Origin of the sequence: Bartonella sp. AA97HXZ (assembly GCF_042196985.1) — a bacterium.
Taxonomy (GTDB): Bacteria; Pseudomonadota; Alphaproteobacteria; order Rhizobiales; family Rhizobiaceae; genus Bartonella.
Map to the genome: position 1 here is coordinate 1 of NZ_JBHIRC010000034.1, position 5,529 is coordinate 5,529.

The 5,529-nt window shown below is 43.5% G+C and carries 8 protein-coding genes; all 8 read right to left on the bottom strand.

Annotated elements, in window-relative coordinates:
- On the bottom strand, positions 1 to 722 hold a 722-nt coding region (locus tag ACFINE_RS09025), incomplete at its 3' end, for a phage late control D family protein (protein WP_375621803.1).
- Complete coding sequence (locus ACFINE_RS09030; RefSeq protein ID WP_273789860.1) at positions 719 to 943, bottom strand: tail protein X; 225 nt, start codon at positions 941 to 943, stop codon at positions 719 to 721. The genes ACFINE_RS09030 and ACFINE_RS09025, both read right to left, overlap by 4 nt.
- The gene (locus ACFINE_RS09035; protein ID WP_375621804.1) at positions 940 to 1,320 is read right to left on the bottom strand and encodes a phage tail protein; all 381 of its coding nucleotides are present in this window, start codon (positions 1,318 to 1,320) and stop codon (positions 940 to 942) included. Before ACFINE_RS09035 ends, ACFINE_RS09030 begins: the two co-directional genes overlap by 4 nt.
- A 5-nt stretch (positions 1,321 to 1,325) precedes the next feature.
- Positions 1,326 to 3,392, bottom strand: a complete 2,067-nt coding sequence (locus ACFINE_RS09040) for a phage tail protein (RefSeq protein WP_375621805.1) — start codon at positions 3,390 to 3,392, stop codon at positions 1,326 to 1,328.
- On the bottom strand, positions 3,389 to 3,460 hold the full coding sequence (locus ACFINE_RS09045; RefSeq protein WP_375621809.1) for a GpE family phage tail protein: 72 nt from the start codon (positions 3,458 to 3,460) through the stop codon (positions 3,389 to 3,391). Before ACFINE_RS09045 ends, ACFINE_RS09040 begins: the two co-directional genes overlap by 4 nt.
- A gap of 38 nt (positions 3,461 to 3,498) precedes the next feature.
- Positions 3,499 to 3,786 (bottom strand): phage tail assembly protein, encoded by a 288-nt coding sequence (locus tag ACFINE_RS09050; RefSeq protein WP_375621806.1) that lies wholly within the window; start codon positions 3,784 to 3,786, stop codon positions 3,499 to 3,501.
- Between the two features lies 1 nt (position 3,787).
- Positions 3,788 to 4,294, bottom strand: a complete 507-nt coding sequence (locus ACFINE_RS09055; protein ID WP_375621807.1) for a phage major tail tube protein — start codon at positions 4,292 to 4,294, stop codon at positions 3,788 to 3,790.
- Complete coding sequence (locus ACFINE_RS09060; protein ID WP_375621808.1) at positions 4,294 to 5,505, bottom strand: phage tail sheath subtilisin-like domain-containing protein; 1,212 nt, start codon at positions 5,503 to 5,505, stop codon at positions 4,294 to 4,296. Before ACFINE_RS09060 ends, ACFINE_RS09055 begins: the two co-directional genes overlap by 1 nt.
- Between the last annotated feature and the right edge of the window lie 24 nt (positions 5,506 to 5,529).

Genomic DNA, 5,529 nt, shown 5'->3' on the forward strand with positions numbered 1-5,529 from the left:
TCTGGTTCTCGTGCATCAGCGGCGGCTTTTTGATCATCTCCTGCATCTGTCTTTAATCCATTGGCGGCACCTGCTTCATCGCGTGCACTGTATTTAAAATCCCAAGAGGTACATTGTTTTTCATGGATGACAACGACGGGCAGTGTTTCACCGGTAATGGCTTTGCCTTCACCCCTTTTGGCAAGCACCAATTTGCCATCAACGGGTTTTGCTACCGCATCATAGTCTTCTGCAAGGCGTGTGGCAAAAGCCATATCACTTTCCGATGTTTGATCAATGTGACGCACAACAATTTTGGCAAGAGCAGGGTCAACTTTTGGTGTATAGCCATTGCGCTGTGCTATCTCTTGAACAATACTGCCAAGGGTTTGCTGGTGATAGGATTGGCTTTTGGGGGTTCTGTAAGACGTGTTCATTGATGCGGCGCGCCCTGTCACGCTTAAGCTTTGTGGTGGGCTGCTTACAGAGATTTCATCAATCAGATAGGCTCCCATATCGCGATTTTTTCCCCCTTCATAGCCAAGAGTTACAGAAATGACTGTCCCGATAAGAGGAATATCAAGAAAGCCGTTATCACTGTCACGCGCACGGTCATCAAGCTCTATAGTGATACGATCACTTTTGTTTTCTGCTTCATCGGTAATTTCAATCGACAAAACATAGTCCATCAGCGTTCTTGTGATGTCCTCTCCATTTGCCAGAACCATGCAAAAAGGTTTCATGATTTGCTACCCCAAATTCTGATTACTGGTGTGGCTTTCGGATAGGGGAGGGTTGGTAAGAGTATCGTGATGCCTGCTTTTAAAATGGGTCCATAGTCTGCAAGACCAAAATTTGCTGCATAGACGCGTTCAACAGCAAGGGCTTGTTGACCCTTTGCATAGTATCTCCAGCAAATGGCATCAACCATATCGCCTTCTTTTGTTACGTAAAGATCACTCATAGCTCTTCACCATATTCTCTCAACTTTATTGTAAATTCTTGTTTTTTTGGGGTGCCATTATGATGAAAAACGCTTTGTTTTTCCTCTACAGAAAGAATGACAAACTTACCTAAGATTTTGCCTTGACCAGTCACAAGAATGTGAGGACCATTATGGGACATTTGTCGCAAATACTCGATTTGTCCGTGACCGCCTTTAAAATCTGGATAGATCACCCCAGTTAAAGAAAATTCCGCATTTGCAACGGCAGGCAATTGAAGAGCTGCTTTGCGCCCCAATCGTCCTTGCTCTACCCATGGAACCCCATAAGACATATCAAGTGTTTGATAAGCTGCTGTTTCAATCGAAAAAATAAAACCACCCAAAGCTAACATCATGGTATTTAATCCGAAAGGCTAGAGGCTATGGCTAAACGTTGCTGTTTTGCATAGCGTTCAAGTGCTTGATTGACAGCGTCTCTGATTTCATCTTTAAGACCATTGGGGACGGAAATATTTAAATTTGAAATCATCACGCGGGCGTCTACTTCAACGGGCTTATGAACCGTAATTGGCTTTGGAGCTTTAAAGGCACCTACTTTATTTGTTGCCTGCATTTGTCCTGTTTCAACGACACTTGTATTAAAACCACTCTTGCGTTTTTCAGGCGGGGTATTTGTAACCACTACTGTATCCAGCATTCTTTTTGCCTGTGTATTGGTTTCTTCGGTAAAGGTTTTAATGGTCTGCGTTGAAGTCTTGTCTATTGAAACATTAAACTCTAACTTTTCTTTCACCCAATTAGGCATCCAACTGGTTAATTTCTTCATCATATTGCCAAATCCGTTATATAGATCACCCCATTTGCTTTTGATGCCCTCCCAAAGCCCATTAATAAGATTGGAACCTGCTTCCATTAAATCGACCCCAAGCAACCATTTAATCAATGCATTTATGCCTTTTGCAATCCAAGAGAGGGGTGAAAACTTTTTAAAGAGACTAAAGAGGTTACTGAAAATGTTACTGCATAAATTAGCCAAAGAACTCAACAAATTTCGTAAGAAATTCATGACCGTATCCCAATTTTTATAAAGCAGATATCCAATTCCAATAAGGGCTGCAATACCAGCCATTATCCAGCCTATGGGGGTTGTCATGATAGCAACACCAAGCGATATAAAAGCAGAACCAACAGCGGTTATTGCTGGAATAACTGAAGCTATAAGAACTGCTCCAACCGCGGCTAAAGATGCTGCTACCCAACCATTGAGTTTGTCCCAATATTGATAGAGGACAAAGAGCGCTGCAATGCCACCCATTAACCAACCGATAGGTGTCGTCATTATAGTATAACCAAGCGTGACAAATGCGGCTCCTACGGCTGCTAATGCGGCAATGAGTGGACCAAAAATGAACGAACCAAGTGCCACAAGACCTAACTTAAAAAGGGTTATTTCACCAATCAATGGCTCTAGCCATTGGAACCAGCCTTTAATCCTCTCTGTGAGATCACTGATGCCTTTTCTTAAATCAGAGGTAGGATTAAGCAAATCATTAAAGACTTTTCTTAAGGTTTTCGCCCAGCTCGCAACGGTTGTTTGAATGAGGTCACGGTTTTCATCAATTAACTTTGAAAAACCGTCAACCATATCATTGATCACGGGCATGAAACGTGCACCAATAAAGCTCGCGATACCCCCTATTTTTTTCTTAAAGGCACCAAGCTTGTCACTTAAATCTGCGGCATAGCGTGCAACATCGGCACCTATCAGCCACTTTCCTTTTCTCGCCTTTGCAAACAGCTCTTTAATGGGTGCCATGCCTTGTGCAAGCATGGAAGCCATTTCTTTGCCATCACCCCCAAACAGCAGAGCAGCAATATGCTGCCTTTGTGCTTGATTTTTCATCTTACTCATCTTGTCGGTAATTTCTTCCAACAAAGCGGAGTTTGATTTGAGTTTTCCAGAAGCGTTTTTGACAGAAATACCAAGCGCCTCAAAGCCCATCATGCCTCTTTTTTGTCCGGCATATGCTTGGGCTGAACGTCTATTTAAAGTGGCCAAGGATTGTTGAAAAAGTTCGGCAGAAGTGCCTGAATTATCGGCTGCATCACCCCATAATTGAAGTGATGCAACACTCATATTTAAATGGTGTGATGCGTGATAAAGACTATCGCCCAGATGCATGGTTTTCATGGTGAGGGCGGTCACACTTGCCACAAGACCACCACCAGCAAATCCTAAGACACCGGTAAAGACAGAAGCACGACTTGCCGCCACTCCAAGAGCACTTTGAACGCCATGAAGGCTTTTTGTCATGTTTTTGACAGCAGCAGAAAAGCGGGGAATACCCAAACTATGTGAGAGTGTTTTTGACAATGTATCGAATTTCTTTTGTACACGTTTAAGAGGCGCGGTGAGTTTATCTTCAAGAGACAATTTCACCTTTGCATCAGCAACTTTTTCACTCATTTTGTTTTACACCTTTCTGCTGCTTGTTTTCGCCAGAATATGAGTTCTTGTAGTTCCATTTCCATCATGTCTGAAAGGGACCAATGGAACACAATGGCAATATCGGCTATGAGTTTAGCGGCGGTTTCCCAGTCGAGGTATCCCGCCGTTTGATAAAAGACTCCAAAATCTCTCCAATGCTTGACAAATCATTGATGTCGAGTTCGCTGATAGCCTCATGCGGCCATTCAGAAAGACGTGCGATCATAGCGATTGTTTGCTCTACGCCTTCTTTTTTGTCGATTGCTTGCAAATCTTTTGTTTTGGGGCGCCGTAAAGTAATTTCGGTGTGATCTTTTCCTTCAAAGGTAACAGGTATCAATAATTTATGTGTAATGCTTGTTTGGACTGTCATTTTATAATCCTATATTGTTTTTATGGTCTGCGAGTTGATTGACGCCATTGAATTTTCTCACCAAGTTGAGGACGTCTATCTCAACGATTTCAACGTCTTTTTGGACATATTTGAAATATTGCAATGTGAATGTTGCTGTAGAAGTTGCTTTGCCTCCCAGTTGCCATTCTGCCATTTCAAAGCCTTTGCAAAGTCCTCTCATGGTCATGACAACACCTTCTGCGGGTGTACCTTGTGCTTGCATTGAACTGCGCAATGAGATGTCGACATCCGTGCGCCCCAACAGAGCCATTAACTCTGGAGAGCAATCAGAAATGGTCATGCTCAACGTGAGGGTTTCAAGACCAAGGTCAACTTCAATAGAGCTATCCATGCCTCCACCACGATAACTTTCAACAACCAAATTCAAATTCGGTAATGTTACGCTTTCACATTTTGCTTGATAGGGAATACCGTCGACAAAAATGTTAAAATACTTCAAAACTCTTGGTAATACGGGTACGGTCATTAAAAGATCTCCTCTAAATAATCATTCACAATGCGTGAACGGAATGTGATGTGTTCTGCTGGTGTTGTTGGTGTGAATTCGACATTGAAATAGACTCTGCCGCCTTCAATGGCGCTTGCTGTGTTAAGCTCTAGATCAGGCGTACAGCGCCCACCAAGAATGGCGCCTTGTGCTTTCAAATCACGCAAATAGGCATTGACGCTTTCACTGACATCATTCATGTAGGTTTTTTTGATATTGCGGTCGACAGCCCATAGATGCCCGCGCAAAATGGCGTCATTAATCATATCTGCGGTTCTCACCACCGATAAGAAAGCAAACTTTGTATCACTTGAAAGGGTGCGATTACCCCAAAGACGATAACCGTTTTCGCGGATAATTGTTGTGATGTTTTGTTCGTTAAGAAGGTTGGCGCGGCTGGATCTGTCCCCAATGGAAAAATCAATGGGGCGTGCAATACCAACAATGCCATTGATCACTTTGTTTGAAGGGGAATGCCAAAAACCATGTGTAAAATCTGTTTTGGCAATGACACCTGCAACCGCTGCACTTGATGGCTGTTCTATAGTTTTTCCATCACGATTCACCTTTACAAATGGATCAATAAGAATGGCGCGTTTTGAATCAAAATCTTTTGCTGTGCTAAGGGCTGCTTCATCTGTGCTGTTTGGTGCATCAAGCACCACAATCGCACGCAGACGCTCGGCAATGCCAATCAATTCTGCTGCTACGGGGTTGGCAGTTGCACCAGTTCCATTCTCTTCAATATTCACACTGGAAGGGCGTTGATGTGTAAAGCCTGGCGCAATCAGAATGCGTGGTGTTTGTCCTACAATGGATTGTGCTCCAATGAAAGCATGAATACCTTCATAAGCACCATTTGCGTTTACACCACCCAGAATATTGGTGAGTGTTGCATTTTCGTTGTCACCCTCGTTCACGCGTACGACAACGACAATTGCTCCTACTTGTTTAAAAATAAGATCAAGGGCATTGGGTAAAGTGCCGCGTCGTTTGCCTGTTCTATCGAGTTTTGCAGCTTGTGAAAGAGAGCCTGCTACCAAAACCGGTGTGTTGAGAGGGAATGCTTGTTCATCGGCATCGGGTGCTGTGCCAACAATCCCGATAACGGCAGACTGAACCGCGCGAAGGGGGCGGGTGCCGTCGTCAACCTCGACAACTTCAACACCGTGTAGAAAACCTGTTGCCATACTTTATGCTCCTTTAAATGAGGG